The organism is Erythrobacter sp. BLCC-B19, from assembly GCF_028621955.1.
Taxonomy (GTDB): domain Bacteria; phylum Pseudomonadota; class Alphaproteobacteria; order Sphingomonadales; family Sphingomonadaceae; genus Erythrobacter.
Genome location: NZ_CP117516.1, coordinates 1,324,229 through 1,342,008, shown reverse-complemented (window position 1 = coordinate 1,342,008; position 17,780 = coordinate 1,324,229). Strand labels below are relative to the sequence as shown.

Below are 17,780 nucleotides of genomic sequence, written 5' to 3'. Positions count from 1 at the left end.
CTGTCCATGACGGCACCCTCTCCGCCCCCGCCCCGCATCCTCGCGCTTGACGCGCTGCGCGGGATTGCGGTGATCGGGATCGTCGGCATGAACGTCCATGCCTTCGCTCTTCCGGGGCCAGCCTATTACAACCCGAACGCCTATGGCGCGGTCGGCCCGGTCGATGCCTGGGTGTGGCTGGCCAGCTTTGTCTTCATCGAAGACAAGTTCCGCACGCTGTTCGCGATGCTGTTCGGCGCGGGATGCCTGATCCTGCTTGATCGTGGTGGCGCGCGGCCGTGGCGCGCGCATTCTGCCCGCATGATCGTGTTGTTCGCGATCGGGCTTGTCCATGCGACGCTTCTCGCCAGCAATGATGTGCTGCGCGCCTATGCGCTGGCAGGCCTCGCGCTGCCGTGGCTTGCCGGGCTTTCGGCCCGCGCGCTGGTGACGGTGGCGCTGGGGCTGCTGGGAGTGCACGTCGCGCTCGGCATGGTGGCGCTCGGCACGCCGCTGGTTCTGCATTACCTCGGCTACACCGGCACCGACGCGCTCTTGTGGGCCGAGCGGCAGTTCGGGCATGATTCGCCGACCATCGTGATGCTGCTGGAACAGGGGCGCGAGAGCCTGCCGGATCGCGTGGCGCGCCGCATCACCGGAATCCCGGCGCAATTCACCGCTCTGATGGCGGCGCTCCCGCTCAACCTGTCGGCGATGGCGCTGGGGATGGGGCTATGGCGGGCCGCCATGCTGAAGGGCGAGTGGCGCATCTTCCGGCTGCAACGCGCGGCGGGCCTCGCTGCGCTGGTGGCGCTGCCGGGGCTGCTGGGACTGGCCGTGTGGCTGGTGCGCAGCGGCTTTGCCGCGCCGGTGGTCGGCCCGGTGGCGCTGGTGCTGTCGGCCCCCTTCGATATGCTGCTGGCGGTGAGTTACGCCGCGCTCGCCATGGCCTTCCTCGGCAGCGGCGCAGGCGCTGAGCGGCTGGCGGCGGTGGGCCGGCTGTCGCTCACCAACTATCTGATGACGAGTGTTATTCTCGCGAGCATCTTCGCGTCATGGGGGCTGGGGCTGTTCGGGGAGGTCAGCCGGTGGCAGGCCTTCGCGCTCGGGCTGGTGCCGGTGGCGGGGATGCTGCTGTGGTCGCCGGCATGGGTCGCGCAGGCGGGCCAAGGCCCGTTCGAGCGGCTGTGGCGCAGCGCCGCGCGGGCGCTGTCCTAGCCGTCCACCCCGTGGATCGGCGAGGGGCGGTCCAAGGCCAGTTCGGCATCGGAGAAGGTGAAGGGGCTCCTCACCCCCGCCATCCCGCCCAGTTCCACCCGCATGCCCCTTGCGATCACCTGCGGATCGGCGAAGACCTCGTCCAGCCGGTTGATCGGGCCAGCAGGCACGCCTGCCGCATGGCAGGCATCGAGCAAGCCCTGCTTCGTCCACCCGGCTGTCGCCGCCGCGATCTCGGCGTCCAATGCCTTGGCGTTGGCGGTGCGATCACCATTGGCGATAAAGCGCGGATCAGTGGTCAGGTGATCGAGGCCCAGCACCGCCATCAGCTTGTGGAACAGCCCGTCATTGGCAGGCGCGAGGATCACATGGCCATCGCTCACCGCGAACACGCCATAGGGCGCGACCTGCGCGTGGGCATTGCCCATCCGAGGCGGGTTGTGGCCGGTGGTGAAGAGGTAGGTCGCCTGATTGGCGAGCAGGCCCACGCTGCAATCCATCAGGCTCATGTCGACCTGCTGGCCCCGGCCCGTCCGCGCCCGCATCAGCAGCGCGGCTTGCACGCCGTTCGCCGCCCAGACGCCGGTCGCCAGATCGCTGATCGAGATGCCCATCTTGACGGGGTGCGCCTCCGGCTCGCCGGTCAGCGACATGAAGCCGCTCATCCCCTGCACCACGAAATCATACCCCGCCTCATGCGCGCGCGGCCCGGTCTGGCCGAAGCCGGTGATCGAGCAATAGACGAGGCCCGGATTGGCGGCGGCGAGACTGGCGTAGTCGAGCCCGAACTTGGCGAGGCTGCCGGTCTTGAAGTTCTCGATCACCACATCCGCCCCGGCGCACAGCTCACGCACACGAGCAAGGTCGTCGGCATCGCCAAAGTCGGCGATGATCGAGCGCTTGCCGCGATTGCAGGCGTGGTAATAGGCGGCCTCGCGGTGAACCTTGCCCGAGGCGTCCTTGCGTTCCACCCAGGGCGGGCCCCACAGCCGGGTGCCGTCGCCTTCCGGGCTTTCGACCTTGATGACGTCCGCGCCCAGATCGGCAAGGATCTGCCCACAGAACGGCCCCGCCAGCACCCGCGCCAGCTCGACCACCTTGAGGCCTGCAAGCGGCGCGTTGGGGTTACGGGGTTCGGCGCGCCACATCGTCCTATTCCCCGAGATGCGATTTCAGGAAGGCGACCGAATCCGCCAGCACCGGGCCTTTGCTGCGGAACGGCACCGAAAGCGCCATCACGATCTCCTCGTGATCGAGCGGGCCGTAGTTTGTCACCTCCACCACAGCGCCAAGCTGGCGCAGCTTCGCGCCGAGGTTGTTGGCGTTCTTCGGGCGCACGGTCTCGTCGCCGTCGGACGTGACCAGCAGCATGGCAGGCGCATCGGCGCGGGCAAAGGTGATCGGCTGGGTTTCAGCGGGGTGCGGCCACTGGCTGAAGGCGGCAATCGCGCGGTCGGAGGTGAAGGGGTGGAAATCGTAAGGCCCGGACAATCCCACCACCGCCTTTACATTGGCAGGATCGGCACCCGCCGCGGTCAGCCGCTTGGAATCAAGCGCGAGCATCACGGCCTGATAGGCACCGGCAGAATGGCCCATGAACGCAAGCCGCGCGGGATCGCCGCCGTGCTTGGCGATGTTGTCCTGGGTCCAGGCGACCGCCTCGGCTCCGTCGTCGAGGAAGGCCGGAAACAGCACTTCGGGCACCTTGCGATAGTCGGGCACGACCACCAGGAACCCGGCGCGTGCCAGAGCGCGGCCCGCGAAAGCATAGGAGGCGCGGTCACCCTTGGCCCAGCCGCCGCCATACCAGAAGATCACGACCGGTGCCTTGCCCGCCGGAGCAGGATCAGGCGCCCAGATGTCGAGCGCCTGTCCGTGCGAGCCGAAAGCCACGCCCTCGGCCACCAGCGCAGCCCCTGCCGTGCCACCGGCGATCCGGTCATAATGCGACAGCAGCCGCGGCGGCGAGGTGAAGGCCAGAAAGCCGCCGATCGCCGCGACAACCGCGAGCCCGCCAAGCGCCAGTTTCCGCTTCATCAGACGATGTAATGCGCGGTGGTGGTCGCGGCGATATCGGCTTCGGTCACGCCGGGGGCCATCTCGATCAGGCGGAAAGGCTCACCCTTGGCCGGGCGCTGAAACACCGCGAGGTTGGTGATCACCATGTCGACCACGCCCGCCCCGGTCAGCGGCAGGGTGCATTCGGGGATGAACTTGGGCGTCCCGTCCTTCGACGTGTGGTCCATCACGACGATTATCTTCTTGACCCCTGCGACAAGGTCCATCGCCCCGCCCATGCCCTTGATCATCTTGCCCGGGATCATCCAGTTGGCGATGTCGCCGTTCTCGGCGACTTCCATCGCGCCCAGCACGGTAAGGTCGATATGCCCGCCGCGGATCATCGCGAAACTGGTCGCGCTGTCGAAATAGGCGCTGTGCGGCAGTTCGCTGATGGTCTGCTTGCCCGCATTGATAAGGTCAGGATCGACCTCATCGTCATAGGGGAACGGCCCGATGCCGAGCATCCCGTTCTCGCTCTGCAGGGTCACCAGCATCCCTTCGGGGATATGGTTCGCCACCAGCGTCGGGATGCCGATGCCGAGGTTGACGTAATAGCCGTCCTTCAGCTCGCGCGCGGCGCGGGCGGCCATCTGGTCGCGGGTCCAGCCGGTAAGGGTTGCGGCATCGGCCATGCGGGAAAACTCCTGAATACTAACGAAAATTGAGGACGAGAAATTCGAATTCGCCATGGCGCATGATGCCGTCGGCGTCTTCGTCGAACCATGCGACGAGATAGACCGGGCCTTTGGCGGCGCTGATCGGGGTTTCGCGCCAGTCGCCGTTGGCATCATGCGACCCGATTGCGGAAAAGCTGACGGCATGGCGATAGTAATCGGGGCCAAGCCGCAGTCCATAGAGGTGGTTGTGCCCCTCGGCGTTCAGCATCAGCACGCCAGACCCTGCAGCTGTATCGGCCATGCCCGTGCCCTCGCGAAAATAGGGCGGCAGCTCGGTGAGAGGTTCAGGGCCTGCGCGCGCGCTCGCTTTGGCAGCGGTAAAGATGCCCTCGTCCGTCCACCCGGCAATCATGTAGGTGTCATCCGCGCCGCGCACCGGCAGCACAATGGTGAAGGGCGCGCGCGCCAGCGTCACCTCGCTGCGGAGCAGATCGGTGTTGGCGAGCGGCACCTCGGCCCCGCCCTGCTCGAACCGCAGAGCCAGCCAGGGCGAATGACGCAGGGCCACCGCTTCGGCCGCGAGCGGCCCCGGCAAAGCCAGCGCCGCCGCCAGCACGGCGAGGGCGCGCAAGACGGGTCTCACCCCCTCACTCCCCCAGCAGCGGCTCGATCAGAAACCATCCGTCACCGATCACCGGCTCGATCCCGACTCCGGCCTCGGCGTTGCGCAGATATTTGAAGCGTTCGTCGAAATCCGGGCGCTCATCCCCGGCGATGGCGATGATGCAAGCGATCCCGGCGAGGTTCTGGCGGCGTTGCTGCTTGTTGTCAGCCTCGTCCCGGCGCAGCGAAATGATGTCCTGCCCGCGCGGATCGAGGCCGGACAGTTCGAGCGCGCTGCGCAGGCTGCCCGATTCGTTGACCGGCATATCCGAGAGCCAGGCGATCTCCACCCCGGCCTCGCGCAGCACGGCAAGACCGATGGCAAGCCCCGGTTGCTTGGCGGGATTGGCGGGCGGGCTGAACAGGCCGCCTGCCGGGTCGAGATCGATCACCACGACCTGCTGTTCGCCTGCCGAACAGCGCCGCCGCTTGCCGTCGAGCGCAAGCGGGTCGCTCAGGATCGCCGAAAGCGGATCGGCCCCGCCCTTGGCGCCCAGAGCCGCGGCCTGGGCGTGACGCACGAACCGCGCAAAGCTGAACCGGTCAGGGCTGATCGGGTTGGACGGATCGGGATAGGCTCGGGCTTCGCGCAGGCCGGACGGCGGCGGCACCATGTTGGGCACGACCGCAATCATCGCTGGCGGTGCCGGCGCGGGCGCGACAGTCGGAGCGGGCGCAGGTGCCGGAGCCGGGACACGGGCCGGCTGGGCCGGGGAATTGGGCGCAGCGATGATCTGCGGCGCCGGTGCCGGTGGGGGGACAACCGCAGGCTTGGGCGCAGGCTTGGGCGCAGGCTGGGCCGGGGGCGGCACCATGATCGCCGGCGCGGTCACCACCGCAATGCTCGGCGCGGGCACAGCTTGCGGCTTGACCGGAGCGGGGGCCGGGGCAGCAGCAACGGGCGTTGGCGCGTCAACGGTAGCAGGACGCGCGACCTCGACCGTGCCCTTGGCCGCTTCCTTGCCCTCGCCCGCGTCCTTGCCATCGACCCGCGTGCCGATCATCCCGGCCCCTGCGAGCGCGGGAATCGCGGCTGCCACACAGCCCGAAAGCGACGTTCCCGCCAGCAGCAGCAGCGGCAGCGCCAAAAGCCTTTTATCCATCACGCCGTCTCCCTCTCACGAACGGTGCGGAACTCGATCTTCTTGTCGTAAGGCGCGCCCAGCACAAGCCGGTTCACGAATACGCCTGCCAAATGGATCTGATCCGGGTCGAGCGCGCCCGCGGGCACGATTTCCTCGACCTCGGCGACGCACACCTTGCCGCAGGTCGCGGCCGGCAGGTTGAAATTGCGCGCGGTCTTGCGGAACACGAGGTTCCCGGTCTCATCCGCCTTCCACGCCTTGACGATCGCGAGGTCGGCGAAAATGCCGTGTTCGAGGATGTAGGTCTGCATCACCCCATCGCGGTCGGGGAAATCCTTGTGCTCCTTGCCCTTGGCGACTTCGGTGCCGACCCCGGTGCGGGTGTAGAAACCGGGGATGCCCGCGCCGCCTGCCCGCATCCGTTCGGCGAGCGTGCCCTGGGGGCAGAATTCGACCTCGAGCTCGCCGCTCAGATATTGCCGCTCGAACTCCTTGTTCTCGCCGACATAGGAGCTGATCATCTTCTTGACCTGCCGCGTGCGCAGCAGCTTGCCGATGCCCTCGTTGTCGATCCCGGCATTGTTGCTGGCGAAGGTGAGGCCCGTCACACCGCTGTCTCGGATCGCGTCCAGCAGCCGCTCGGGCAGGCCGCACAGGCCAAAACCGCCCGCAGCGATCATTATGTCATTACGCAGCACGCCCGCGAGCGCGCTGGCGGCGTCGGAGTAGATCTTGGTCATTGCGGCCTGCCTGCCCCCAATTGTGGTTTTGTATGGTCGCCCCAAGGTGACGCCCGGAGGCGCGCCGCGGGCGCGGGATCGAACCGATGATTAGTGCGTTCGGTGGGCGCTGTCACGCCTGCAGGCGCGCAAAGTCGAATCAACTTTCATGTTGCGACGCAAAACGGTCATAAAGCGATTTTCTGCCTCTTTTTTAAGCGACTGCCGCGCGTTTGGGCAGAACTTTGCAAGTTTGCGCACAAATCTGCACGTTTCGGGGGGTAGGTTGCATACTTTGCAACCTTATACGCATCTTTCGCACTTGCACAATCGGACCGCGTGGGGCAATTAGACAGTGCCTTTCAGGCATCCTCTCCCAAACTTTTCAAGCCCGGCACCCCGTGCCGGGCTTTTTTCTTGCCCGGCACAGATCCGCAGCAGGAACGCGCCGGGCTTTTTTCTTGCCCCTCCGCCACCATCCTCGCTGACGCGCGGCACGCCCTGCCGCCAATTGCATTCGCTGGCCCGCCTTCCTAGCTATCGGCATTGAAACCGCTGAACAGGAATGCCCCCATGGCCGATGCCGCAACCACCGCCCCGACCCGCACCGTGCGCTTGCAGGTCGCGCCTGCGCGGCAGGAGGAATCCGGGGCCGGGATCGCCCGCATCCCGCGCGCCGCCTTCCAGAAGCTCGGCATCACCGAGGGCGATGTGGTCGAAATCCGCGGCAAGCGCGTCACCGCCGCCGTCGCCATGGCCGCCTATCCCGAAGATGACGCGCTCGACGTGGTGCGCCTCGACGGGCTCCAGCGCGGCAATGCGCAAGGCGGATCGGGCGAGCACGTCGAGATCGCGCGCGGCGAATCGCGCCCTGCCACCCGCGTGGTCTTCGCCCCGGCCCAGCGCGAAATGCGCCTTCAGGGGCCGACCCAGGCGCTGAAGCGCAACTTCTTCCGCCGCCCGCTGGTGGCTGGCGATCTCGTCGCCACCACGGGGCAGCAGCCGGTGCAGAATATGCCCGCCGATGTGCGCCAGCTGCTGCGCGCGCCCGCCTATGCCCTGACGCAGATCCGCCTCACCGTCGCCTCGACCACGCCCAAGGGCATCGTCCATATCGACGAGAACACCGAGGTCGAGCTGCGCGCCGAGTTCGAGGAACCGCGCGATGGCCGTGCCGTCGTCAACTACGACGACGTCGGCGGGATGGAGGAGACCATCCGCGCCCTGCGCGAAATGGTGGAGCTGCCGCTTCGCTACCCCGAGCTCTTCATCCGCCTCGGCGTTGAACCGCCCAAGGGCGTGCTGCTCCACGGCCCGCCGGGCACGGGCAAGACCCGGCTGGCGCAGGCCGTGGCGAACGAATCGGACGCCGAGTTCTTCATAATCAACGGCCCGGAAATCATGGGCTCGGGCTATGGCGAATCCGAAAAGCGCCTGCGCGAAGTGTTCGAGGAAGCGACCCGCGCCTCCCCGGCGATCATCTTCATCGACGAGATCGATTCGATCGCGCCCAAGCGCACGCAGGTGCCGGGCGAGGCGGAAAAGCGCCTCGTCGCCCAGCTGCTCACGCTGATGGACGGGCTGGAAAAGCGCGCCAATCTCGTCGTGATCGCCGCTACCAACCGCCCCGACGCGATTGACGAGGCATTGCGCCGTCCCGGCCGCTTCGACCGCGAGATCGTGATCGGCGTTCCCGACCAGCGCGGGCGGCGCGAGATTCTCGGCATCCACACCCGCGGGATGCCGATGGGCGAAGGGCTCGACCTCGATGAACTCGCCCGCGTCACCCATGGCTTTGTCGGCGCCGACATCGCCGCGCTGGCCCGCGAGGCGGCGATCGAGGCGGTGCGGCGGATCATGCCGCGCCTCGACCTTGATGAACGCACCATCCCGCAGGACGTGCTCGACGATCTTTACGTGTGCCGCGAGGATTTCCTCGCCGCCCTCAAGCGCGTCCAGCCGAGCGCGATGCGCGAGGTGATGGTGCAGGTGCCCAATGTCGGCTGGGACGACATCGGCGGCGCGGGGGAGGCGACGGGCAAGCTCAAGGAGGGGATCGAACTCCCCTTGAAGAACCCCGATGCCTTCCGCCGCCTCGGCATCCGTCCGGCCAAGGGCTTCCTGCTCTATGGCCCCCCGGGAACGGGCAAGACCCTGCTCGCCAAGGCGGTCGCCAAGGAGGCCGAGGCGAACTTCATCTCGATGAAATCGAGCGACCTCCTCTCCAAATGGTATGGCGAGAGCGAGCAGCAGATCGCCAAGCTCTTCGCCCGCGCCCGCGCGGTGGCGCCCTGCGTCGTCTTCATCGATGAGATCGACTCCCTGGTCCCCGCGCGCGGCTCAGGCCAGGGCGAACCGCAGGTCACGGGCCGCGTGGTCAACACCATCCTCGCCGAGATGGACGGCCTCGAAGAGCTGCAATCGGTGGTCGTGATCGGCGCGACCAACCGCCCGACGCTGGTCGATCCGGCGCTTCTGCGTCCCGGCCGCTTCGACGAGCTGGTTTACGTGGGCACCCCCGACAAGGCGGGCCGCGAGCATATCCTCGGCATCCACACGGCGAAGATGCCGCTGGCCGATGACGTCGATCTTGCGGGCCTTGCCGCGGAGACCGAGCGCTTTACCGGGGCCGATCTCGAAGACCTCGTCCGCCGCGCCGGCCTTGCCGCGCTGCGCCGCGTGGGCGGAGAAGTCACCGCGGTTGAAGCGCAGGACTTCGCTGCCGCATTGAAGGACTCGCGCGCCACCGTGACGCCCGAGATGGAGGACGAATACCTCAAGATGCGCGGCGAACTGAAGAAGCGCGCCGCGGCGGTGCAGCCGATCGGGTTCTTCTCGCCCGAGATGCTCAAGCCCACGCGGGAGAAGAAGCACGACTGACGCCCGGTGTTCCGCAAATGTTTCACGTGAAACATTTGCGGCGCCCGCTCCTGCGTCAGTGCGCCGCGTCCCAGCTGAGCCCGGTGCCGATCTCGACGCCGAGCGGCACCGTCAGCTCCACCGCAGGCAGCGCCGCCTCGGCCATAACCTGCCGGATGATCGGGGTGGCAGCCTCCACCCGCCCCTCGGGCAGTTCGAACACCAATTCGTCGTGCACCTGAAGCAGCATCCGCACATCATGCAGCCCCGCCTCGGCCAGCGCGGGGAGCATCCGCGCCATCGCGCGCTTGATGATGTCGGCGCTGGTGCCCTGGATCGGCGCGTTGATCGCGGCGCGCTCTGACCCCTGCCTTTCGGCCTGGTTCTTCGAATTGATCCGGGGGAACCACGTCTTGCGGCCGAACAAGGTCTCGGAATAACCGCGCGCCCGGACGCTCTCGAGAGTCTCGTGAATATAGCGCTGGATGCCGGGGAAGCGCTGGAAATAGGTGTCGATCATCGCCTGCGCCTCGTCCGGCTCGACCTCCAGCCGACCGGCGAGACCCCAACGGCTGATGCCGTAGAGGATCGCGAAGTTGATCGTCTTGGCGCGCGCACGGGTGTCGCGGGTGACCTCGCCGAACATTTCCTGCGCGGTGCGGGCGTGGATGTCTTCGCCTTGCGCAAAAGCCTGCTTGAGCGTGTCAACGCCCGCCATATGCGCTGCAAGCCGCAACTCGATCTGCGAATAGTCCGCCGCGAGCAGCACATTGCCCGGTTCGGGCACGAAGGCCTCGCGGATCTGCCGGCCGATGGCAGTGCGGATCGGGATGTTCTGCAAATTGGGGTCGGTGGAAGACAGCCGCCCGGTCTGCGCGCCGACGAGGCTGTAGCTGGTGTGGACGCGGCCCGTATCGGGGTTGATCGCCTCTTGCAGCGCATCGGTATAGGTCGATTTCAGTTTCGACAGCTGCCGCCATTCGAGCACCTTGTCAGCGATGGGCTTGGCGGCCTCATCCTTGGCGAGGTTTTCGAGCACCGACTGGTCGGTCGAATATTGCCCACTCTTGCCCTTCTTGCCGCCTTTGAAGCCCATCTTGTCGAACAGGATGTCGCCCAGCTGCTTGGGGCTGCCGACGGTGAATTCCTGCCCAGCGATTGCGTGAATCTCGCCCTCGAGCCGGGCGATCTCCTTCGAGAATTCCTCCGACAGCTTGGCGAGCCTTGCGCGGTCGACCCGGATGCCCTCGCGCTCCATGGCGGCGACCACCGGGATCAGCGGGCGGTCAACCCGTTCATAGACCTTGCTCCCGCCTTCCACTGACAGGCGCGGTTTGAGCAGGGCGTGGAGCCGCCAAGTCACGTCGGCATCCTCGGCGGCATAGGCGGTGGCGCGGTCGAGGGGCACTTCGGCGAAAGAGATCGCCTTCTTGCCGCTGCCGCACAGCTCCTTGAACGGGATCGGGGTGTGGCCGAGATGGCGCTGCGAGAGTTCGTCCATCCCGTGGCCGCCGCCCATGCCATCCTCGCCGCGGCCCGCGTCGAGATCGAAGCTGATCACCATGGTATCGTCGATGGGGATGACCATGATCCCCTGCCGCGCCAGCACGTTGAGGTCATACTTGCCGTTCTGGAAGATCTTGAGGACGGCCTCATCCTCCAGCAGCGGCTTGAGCAGCGCGATGGCCTCGGTCATCGGCACCTGTTCGGGCTTCTGCGCGAACATATCCGTCCCGCCGTGGCCGAGGGGAATGTAGCAGGCATCATTGGGGCCAAGCGCGAGGCTCACCCCGACCAGATCGGCGCGGATCGCATCGAGCGAGCTGGTTTCGGTATCGACCGCCACCACCTGCGCGGCGCGGGCGCGGGTGACCCAGGCTTCGAGCCGCTCCCTCGTCTGCACCGTCTCATAGGCGGCGTGATCGATGGGCGGCATTTCGGGGAGCGGCTGACGGTTGCCCTCGGCGCCCCCGGTGGGCGCGGCAGCGCTGGCGGTGGTGGGCTTGGGCGGGTTCAAGTCGGTCGCACGCGATGGGCTGCCATGACCCGCATCCAGCCGCCGCAGCAGAGAGGTGAAGCCGTGGGTCTGAAGGAAGGCGGCGAGCGGTTCGGGCGGGACGGGGCCGAGCTTCATTTCATCGAGCGGCTGGGGGAGATCGCAATCTTCCTTGAGCGTCACCAGCACCTTGCTGAGTTCCGCATCCCCGCGCCCTTCGATCAGACGGTCGCGCAGCTTCCCGGCCTTCATCGCGGGCGCGGAATCCAGCGCGGCGGTGAGCGAGCCATGTTCGGCGATCAGCTTGCTCGCGGTCTTCGGGCCGATCCCGAAAATCCCCGGCACATTGTCGACCGAATCGCCCATCAGCGCCAGAACATCGCCGACGAGGTGCGGCGGGACGCCGAACTTCTCCTCGACCTCCTCCAGCCAGATGCGCTGGTTCTTCATGGTGTCGAGCATGTCGATGCGGCTACCATCGACCTCGCCGATCAGCTGCATCAGATCCTTGTCGGAGCTGACGATGGTGACATCCCACCCGCGTTCCTGCGCGCGGCGGGCATAGGTGGCGATCAGATCGTCAGCTTCCAGTCCCGGCACCTCGATGCACGGCAGGCTGAAGGCGCGGGTGGCATCGCGGATCAGAGGGAACTGGGGCTTCAGATCCTCGGGCGGCTCGGGGCGGTTGGCCTTGTAATGCTCGTAGATATCGTTGCGGAAGCTCTCGCCGCTGGCATCGAGGATCACGGCAAGGTGGGTCGGGCCGTCCGCCGCATCGAGATCGGCGGCGAGCTTCCACAGCATCGTGGTGTAACCATAGACCGCACCGACCGGCGTGCCTTCCGGGTTCGTCAGCGGGGGCAGGCGGTGATAGGCCCGGAAGATGTAGGAGGAGCCATCGACGAGATAGAGATGCTGCTTTTCGGCCATGCTGCCTGCTAGCAGGGGACGCAGGCGGCGGGTAGGGGTTTGGGATCGCGGCCTCAATTGTGGCAAAAATACGGCGAAATTGGGGCGCGGCGCCTCATTTGCCCTTGCCGCCCTGTCCTGCTGCCCCTATCTTCGCCAACGAACCGGTCGATTAAGAACCCGGTCTCGGCGTGACCTTGCAAGGGCGCGTCTCATTCGCAGACAGAAGGACTATCCATCATGCGCAAGATCATTCTCGCCGCCGCCATCGCTACCTCGGCTCTCGGCCTTGCCGCTTGCAGCGAAAAGACCGAAACCGAAACCGGTGAAGCCGTCGACGCCATGGCTGCCGACGCTGAAGCCGCCGGTGACGAAATGGGTGCCGCCGTCGAAGGCGCTGCGACCGACACCGCCGAGGGCGTCGAAGCCGCGGCTGAAGGCGCTGCCGACACCGCCGAAAAGACCGCCGACGAAATCGGTGACGCGGCTGCCAACGTCGCTGCCGAAGCCGAAGAAGAAGCCAAGCAGTAAGCTGCTGGCGCCCGCCCTTGTGGCGGGAGGCTGAAACGAAGAGGGCGGCTGCCGCAAGGCGCCGCCCTTTTTGCGTTCACCCTGAATGACCTGCCTCAGCCGCCGGTGGCGTAGGGCGCGCTCGTCCAGTTGCGGGTCGGGTCTTGCGCCAGGATGGTCTGCGCCTTGATTGCAAAGCCATCGTAAAGCGCGCGGGCGATGGCGGCGATCCGCTCTTCGCGCTGCGCCTTGCCGCCCTGCCCGGTGACATAGATCGCCACCGCGATCACCCGGCCATCGGGACATTCGATGATCCCGACATCGGAAGAGGTGTTGCTGAGCGACCCGGTCTTGTGGCTGACGCGCGCTTCCAGCGGCATATAGGCCGGGATGCGGCGCTTGCCGGTGACCGTGCGGCTCATCGCGCCGAGCAAGACCTGGCGGCTCTGATCCGACAGGAAATCGCCGCGATAAAGCCCGGCCAGCAGCCGCACCATGGCGCGCGGGGTGGCAGCATCGCGGGTGTCGATGGTGGTCGCGGGGTTATATTCGCCATCGTCGCGCACCAGCGTGGCGATGTCGCGGTTGATCGAGAAATTGGTGATGCCCTGCCGCCGCATCCAGTCATTGACCGGCCCCGGCCCGCCGACCGCCGCCAGCAGCGCATCGGTTGCCGGGTTGGAGGAACGGGTGATCATGATCTCGATCAGGTCGATCGCGCTCATGGTCTGCCCGGCGCGCACCGGCGCCTTGGCCGAGGAATATTTGGCCGAAGGGATCGGCAGCATCAGCGGAAACTCGCTGGTCAGCGAATAGCGCCCCTGCTCGACCATTTCGAGGAAGGTCGCCGCCACCGCGACCTTGCTGGTCGACGCCATCGGGAACAGCTGGTCGCCCAGCACCATGATTTCCTCGCCCGTCGCCAGATCGACCGCGGCCACCCCGATCCGTCCCTGGGCCGGGTCGGCAAGCTCGGCGATGCGTTGCTGGAAATTGTTGGCGTAGAGCGCTTCGAAGCTCGGCGGCTGGCGCACTTCGGTGCCGAAGGTCGCCGCGAAGGTCTCTTCAAGGTCGTCCGGGCTGGCCGCTGCCGGGCTGGCAACCGCCGCCAGCGAGGCCGCAAAGGCGGTAAAGGCAGCGAGAAAGCGGGGGCGTGTCATGCGGACAAGCTACTCCAACAGGGTTTCGGCAGGCTTAATGATGCACTTATCCACGCGCGATTTGGCGCGGCAAGCGGATGCTGCGGCGCTTGCGGTGAAAGGTGCGCCCCTTACGACAGAGCCGCGACAACGGCTGCCATGCGGCTGCTCGAGTGGGGTTGCGGGTTCGTCGAAAGGGGTCTTGCTGCGCCGTCCAACCCCTTGACTGCGCGCGGCTGCGCGTCAGTTTGGCGGCCACGCACTGATCCACAGGGGACTATCCATGACCAACCAAGCCGCCGCGCGCACTGCGCTTGCTGCCCTGCTGCTCTCCGCCTCGGGCCTCGCCTTTGCCCAGAGCGCCCAGATCGTCCAGCCGGGCGCGCCGGGGCAGGCCACGAAGACGCTGACCGCCGATCAGGCGGTGAAGCTGGCGCAGGCGAGCTACACCGCGTCGGACGTCGCCTTCATGCAGCACATGATCGTCCACCACCAGCAGGCGGTCGACATGGCGGTGCTGGTCAAGGAGCGCACCAACACCGAGGATCTGGTGGCGATCGCGGGCCGGATCGAATCGAGCCAGGCCGACGAGATCACCTTCATGCAGACCTGGCTCAAGGAGCGCGGCGAGCCGGTGGAAGACCCGAAGATGGCGGGCCACGGCGAGCATATGCACCACATGATGCGCGGCATGGCATCGCCCGAACAGATGAAGGCGCTGGCCGCTGCCAAGGGCACCGAGTTCGACCGCCAGTTCCTCACCCTGATGATCGCCCACCACGAAGGCGCGGTCGACATGGTCGAAAAGCTGCTCGATGAAGACGGCACGGCGGCAGATCCGGTGCTCTACCAGTTCGTCAGCGACATCGACAGCGAGCAGACCACCGAGATCGAGCGGATGGACAAGCTGCTCGCCGGTCTTTCGGGCGATCCGCGCACGGGGCTGGCGGCGGGCTTCGACAATGCGGGCGAGGCGATCCTCAATCTCACCAAGGTCGCAAGCCTGCCCAAGCCTGCGGGCTTCTTCAATCCCGAGAACCCGGCCGACCTGCGCCCGCCGGTGCCGCCTAAGAAGGACAAGGACAAGGACGGGGACGGCGAGGAGAAGAAGGAAGCCGCCGCCGCTGCTGAACCCGCGGTCGCCGCTGCCGAGGCCGCCGCAGACCCGGCCGCCCCGGCGCGCGAGGAGGAAGACCTCACCGAATTCGCCGAGCGCTCCCCGCTGCTCGATTTCGCCAACACCGATATCGCCTTCTTCGGCGATGTGATGGTCGCAGGCTCGTATCACGGGTTCAACATCTACCAGCTCGGCAAGGACGGCGTGCCTGCCCTAAAGAGCAGCGTCGTGTGCCCCGGCGGGCAGGGCGACGTGTCGGTGGTGGGCAACATCCTCGTGATGAGCGTCGAGCAGACCCGCGGGCGGATCGATTGCGGGCTGGAAGGCGCGCCGGGCAAGGTCAATGCCGAGCGTTTCCGCGGCTTGCGCATCTTCGACATCTCCGATCTCGCCGCCCCGCGTCAGGTCGGACAGGTGCAGACCTGCCGCGGCTCGCACACCCATTCGATCGTCAGCGCTGATGACACCCGGCTGATCGTCTACAACTCGGGCACCGCCGGGGTGCGCGAGGCCGAGGAACTGGCGGGCTGCGTCGGCGAGATTCCGGGCGATGCGCGCACCGCGCTGTTCTCGATCGACGTGATCGAGATCCCGCTGGCCGATCCGTCGAAGTCGCGCATCGTCAAATCCCCGCGCGTCTTTGCCGACGAGACGAGCGGCACCATCGCAGGTCTGTGGACCGGCGGCGATCACGGCGACGGCACCCAGCGCACCGCCCCGACCGATCAGTGCCACGACATCACCGTGTTCCCGTCGTTGAAGCTGGCCGCGGGCGCGTGTTCGGGCAACGGCATCCTGTTCGACATCGCCGACCCCTTGAACCCCAAGCGGATCGACGTGGTGACCGACACGACCTTCGCCTATTGGCACTCGGCGACCTTCAACAATGATGGCACCAAGGTGATCTTCACCGACGAATGGGGCGGCGGCGGGCGGCCGCGCTGCAAGGCGTCCGACCCCAAGACCTGGGGCGCCAACGCGATCTACGACATCGTCGATGGCAAGCTGGTGTTCCGCGCCCACTACAAGATGCCCGCGCCCCAGACCGACAAGGAAAACTGCGTCGCGCACAACGGCTCGATCATCCCGGTGCCGGGCCGCGATCTGTTCGCGCAGGCGTGGTATCAGGGCGGCCTTTCGGTGATGGACTTCACCGACAGCGCCAATCCCAAGGAGATCGCCTATTTCGACCGCGGGCCGATCGACTCCAAGCAGATGATCGTCGGCGGGTACTGGTCGGTCTACTGGTATGCGGGCCACATCTACGGCACCGAGATCACCCGCGGGATCGACGTTTTCGCCCTCAAGCCCAGCGAGTTCCTGACCAAGGCGGAAATCGCCGCTGCTAAGGCCGCGAAGTATGAAGACAACCGCTTCAACCCCCAGACCCAGACCCGCGTGACCTGGGACAAGAAGGTGATCGAAGCCGCCGAGGCCAGCCGCAAGGGTGGGTAATCGGATCCTGCCGATGGGGCGCGCTGCGGTGCGCCCCTCGCGCTACACCTGGCGCACCTTCAGCGGCGTCGCGCTGATCGGCACGGCGCTACTGTTCGAACTGTTCCAGCGCGGCAATCTGGTCGATCCGCTGCCCTGGCCATTCACGCTGGCAGCCGCGCTGCTGGGCGGAGGGCTGGGGTTTCTCGCCGCGGCCGAGATCATCGAACAGATGCCGGAAGACAAGCTGTTCAACCAGATCGCGACGATGGTCGCGCTGCCGGTGTGCGGGCTGCTGGCCGCGACCTTCCTCACGCGCTTTGTGACGCTGCAAGCCGCCTTCACCGGGGTCGAGACAACGCCGCAGCTCACCGCGCTGGTGATCGAAGACAGCCAGCGGAGCGGGCGGCGGCGCTCGTTCGGGCGGCGCTATTCCTTCACCGTTGCCCTGCCCGACCCGCGCGGCGACCGGGCCCGCCGCTTCCAGGTGCGGATCGACAAGCCCCTCTACAATCATGTCGGCACCCCGACCGAGGCGCGGCAGGATTGCATCGTCTTGCCGATGGATGAGGGGCGCTGGGGCGTGCGGCGGGTGATCGCGCCCAACTATTTCGACACGCCCATCACGCTGGAAAACTACCGCCGCTGCTAGGGTCAGGACCCTAGGCTTGCATTGCGGGCCAAAGCGGCAGACACCCTAGCCCATGAGCCCGCCCATCAGCGCCCATCCCGACGATCCGCATTATGTCCACCGCACCGGCTGGCTGCGCGCGGCGGTGCTGGGGGCCAATGACGGGATCATCTCGGTCGCCTCGCTGATCATCGGGGTCGCCGCCGCCTCGCCCGACAAGGGCGCGGTGATGGTTGCAGGGGTGGCGGCGCTGATTGCGGGCGCGATGTCGATGGCGGCGGGGGAATATATCTCGGTCTCCAGCCAGGCCGATTCCGAGCAGGCCGACATCGCGCGCGAGGCCGAGGCGCTCGCCCAGACCCCGCAGGACGAGGAGGCCGAGCTTGCCGCGATCTATGTCGCGCGCGGGCTCAGCCCGGCCACTGCCGCGCTGGTCGCACGCGAACTGAGCGCCGCCGACCCGCTGGCCGCCCATGTGCGCGACGAGTTGGGCCTCAGCGATCACCTCGCCGCTCGGCCCTTGCAGGCAGCGCTGGCCTCGGGCGCGACCTTCAGCGGGGCGGCGGCGGTGCCCTTGCTGGCCGCATGGCTCGCCCCGGCGGGCAGCGTCATGGCCATCGTGGTGGCGGTGTCGATCCTCGCGCTGGCGGGGCTCGGCGCGCTCGGCGCAAAAGCCGGAGCCGCGCCGCTGATCCCGGCGACTTTGCGCGTCGTCGGCTGGGGCGCCTTTGCGATGGCGAGCACCGCTGCGGTCGGCCGCCTGTTCGGCGTCAGCGTGTGATCGACGAGCGATACCGCCCGCCCGATGAAACGACGTTGCGCGAGTCCGGGGCGGCTGTTAGC

Annotated in this window: 14 protein-coding genes; 6 read left to right on the top strand and 8 right to left on the bottom strand. The window is 67.1% G+C overall.

From position 1 onward, the window contains the following. The first annotated feature begins 6 nt into the window (after positions 1-6). Positions 7-1,197 carry a DUF418 domain-containing protein gene (locus tag PS060_RS06225; protein ID WP_273986249.1) on the top strand — a complete coding sequence of 397 codons (1,191 nt, stop codon included), beginning with the start codon at positions 7-9 and terminating at the stop codon, positions 1,195-1,197. On the opposite strand, the gene PS060_RS06220 is transcribed toward PS060_RS06225, so the two are convergent. The 6 genes from PS060_RS06220 to PS060_RS06195 are packed head-to-tail and all read right to left on the bottom strand — an operon-like array spanning position 1,194 to position 6,363. Continuing rightward, the gene (locus PS060_RS06220; RefSeq protein WP_273986247.1) at positions 1,194-2,345 is read right to left on the bottom strand and encodes a CaiB/BaiF CoA transferase family protein; all 1,152 of its coding nucleotides are present in this window, start codon (positions 2,343-2,345) and stop codon (positions 1,194-1,196) included. The genes PS060_RS06225 and PS060_RS06220 overlap by 4 nt on opposite strands. Positions 2,346-2,349: 4 nt before the next feature. Further along, the gene (locus PS060_RS06215; protein WP_273986245.1) at positions 2,350-3,234 is read right to left on the bottom strand and encodes an alpha/beta hydrolase; all 885 of its coding nucleotides are present in this window, start codon (positions 3,232-3,234) and stop codon (positions 2,350-2,352) included. After that, complete coding sequence (locus PS060_RS06210) at positions 3,234-3,890, bottom strand: CoA transferase subunit B (protein ID WP_273986244.1); 657 nt, start codon at positions 3,888-3,890, stop codon at positions 3,234-3,236. Before PS060_RS06210 ends, PS060_RS06215 begins: the two co-directional genes overlap by 1 nt. A gap of 19 nt (positions 3,891-3,909) precedes the next feature. After that, entirely contained in the window at positions 3,910-4,518 is a 609-nt protein-coding gene (locus PS060_RS06205) for a hypothetical protein (RefSeq protein ID WP_273986243.1), read from the bottom strand. A 4-nt stretch (positions 4,519-4,522) separates the two neighbouring features. Then, positions 4,523-5,641 carry a hypothetical protein gene (locus PS060_RS06200; protein WP_273986242.1) on the bottom strand — a complete coding sequence of 373 codons (1,119 nt, stop codon included), beginning with the start codon at positions 5,639-5,641 and terminating at the stop codon, positions 4,523-4,525. Beyond that, on the bottom strand, positions 5,641-6,363 hold the full coding sequence (locus PS060_RS06195; protein ID WP_273986240.1) for a CoA transferase subunit A: 723 nt from the start codon (positions 6,361-6,363) through the stop codon (positions 5,641-5,643). The genes PS060_RS06200 and PS060_RS06195 overlap by 1 nt, the downstream gene beginning before the upstream one ends. Before the next feature lie 552 nt (positions 6,364-6,915). Between PS060_RS06195 and PS060_RS06190 the strand changes: the two genes are divergently transcribed. After that, positions 6,916-9,222, top strand: a complete 2,307-nt coding sequence (locus PS060_RS06190; protein ID WP_273986239.1) for a CDC48 family AAA ATPase — start codon at positions 6,916-6,918, stop codon at positions 9,220-9,222. A 55-nt stretch (positions 9,223-9,277) separates the two neighbouring features. On the opposite strand, the gene polA is transcribed toward PS060_RS06190, so the two are convergent. Beyond that, positions 9,278-12,127 (bottom strand): DNA polymerase I, encoded by a 2,850-nt coding sequence (gene polA / locus PS060_RS06185; protein ID WP_273986238.1) that lies wholly within the window; start codon positions 12,125-12,127, stop codon positions 9,278-9,280. 219 nt (positions 12,128-12,346) lie between these two features. Here polA and PS060_RS06180 point away from each other — a divergent pair, with 219 nt between their 5' ends. Continuing rightward, positions 12,347-12,637, top strand: a complete 291-nt coding sequence (locus tag PS060_RS06180) for a hypothetical protein (protein WP_273986237.1) — start codon at positions 12,347-12,349, stop codon at positions 12,635-12,637. 95 nt (positions 12,638-12,732) lie between these two features. Here PS060_RS06180 and PS060_RS06175 read toward each other — a convergent pair whose 3' ends face one another. Next, complete coding sequence (locus PS060_RS06175; RefSeq protein WP_273986236.1) at positions 12,733-13,776, bottom strand: serine hydrolase; 1,044 nt, start codon at positions 13,774-13,776, stop codon at positions 12,733-12,735. Positions 13,777-14,038: 262 nt separating this feature from the next. On the opposite strand from PS060_RS06175, the gene PS060_RS06170 reads away from it, so the two are divergent. Genes PS060_RS06170 through PS060_RS06160 form a run of 3 tightly spaced genes read left to right on the top strand, consistent with a single transcriptional unit; the run spans position 14,039 to position 17,718 of the window. Continuing rightward, positions 14,039-16,327, top strand: coding sequence for a DUF305 domain-containing protein (locus tag PS060_RS06170; RefSeq protein WP_273986235.1), 2,289 nt, complete (start codon positions 14,039-14,041; stop codon positions 16,325-16,327). Further along, positions 16,320-16,958 carry a hypothetical protein gene (locus PS060_RS06165; protein ID WP_273986234.1) on the top strand — a complete coding sequence of 213 codons (639 nt, stop codon included), beginning with the start codon at positions 16,320-16,322 and terminating at the stop codon, positions 16,956-16,958. Before PS060_RS06170 ends, PS060_RS06165 begins: the two co-directional genes overlap by 8 nt. Before the next feature lie 52 nt (positions 16,959-17,010). Beyond that, entirely contained in the window at positions 17,011-17,718 is a 708-nt protein-coding gene (locus tag PS060_RS06160; RefSeq protein WP_273986232.1) for a VIT1/CCC1 transporter family protein, read from the top strand. Positions 17,719-17,780 lie beyond the last annotated feature (62 nt).

What these genes read in the sequence shown, in the direction of transcription:
- PS060_RS06160 (WP_273986232.1), top strand. Translation starts at nt 17,011, where the DNA reads ATGAGCCCGCCCATCAGCGCCCATCCCGACGATCCGCATTATGTCCAC.
- PS060_RS06190 (WP_273986239.1), top strand. Translation starts at nt 6,916, where the DNA reads ATGGCCGATGCCGCAACCACCGCCCCGACCCGCACCGTGCGCTTGCAG.
- PS060_RS06175 (WP_273986236.1), bottom strand. Translation starts at nt 13,776, where the DNA reads ATGACACGCCCCCGCTTTCTCGCTGCCTTTACCGCCTTTGCGGCCTCG.
- PS060_RS06225 (WP_273986249.1), top strand. Translation starts at nt 7, where the DNA reads ATGACGGCACCCTCTCCGCCCCCGCCCCGCATCCTCGCGCTTGACGCG.
- PS060_RS06195 (WP_273986240.1), bottom strand. Translation starts at nt 6,363, where the DNA reads ATGACCAAGATCTACTCCGACGCCGCCAGCGCGCTCGCGGGCGTGCTG.
- PS060_RS06170 (WP_273986235.1), top strand. Translation starts at nt 14,039, where the DNA reads ATGACCAACCAAGCCGCCGCGCGCACTGCGCTTGCTGCCCTGCTGCTC.
- PS060_RS06210 (WP_273986244.1), bottom strand. Translation starts at nt 3,890, where the DNA reads ATGGCCGATGCCGCAACCCTTACCGGCTGGACCCGCGACCAGATGGCC.
- polA (WP_273986238.1), bottom strand. Translation starts at nt 12,127, where the DNA reads ATGGCCGAAAAGCAGCATCTCTATCTCGTCGATGGCTCCTCCTACATC.
- PS060_RS06220 (WP_273986247.1), bottom strand. Translation starts at nt 2,345, where the DNA reads ATGTGGCGCGCCGAACCCCGTAACCCCAACGCGCCGCTTGCAGGCCTC.
- PS060_RS06215 (WP_273986245.1), bottom strand. Translation starts at nt 3,234, where the DNA reads ATGAAGCGGAAACTGGCGCTTGGCGGGCTCGCGGTTGTCGCGGCGATC.
- PS060_RS06200 (WP_273986242.1), bottom strand. Translation starts at nt 5,641, where the DNA reads ATGGATAAAAGGCTTTTGGCGCTGCCGCTGCTGCTGCTGGCGGGAACG.
- PS060_RS06180 (WP_273986237.1), top strand. Translation starts at nt 12,347, where the DNA reads ATGCGCAAGATCATTCTCGCCGCCGCCATCGCTACCTCGGCTCTCGGC.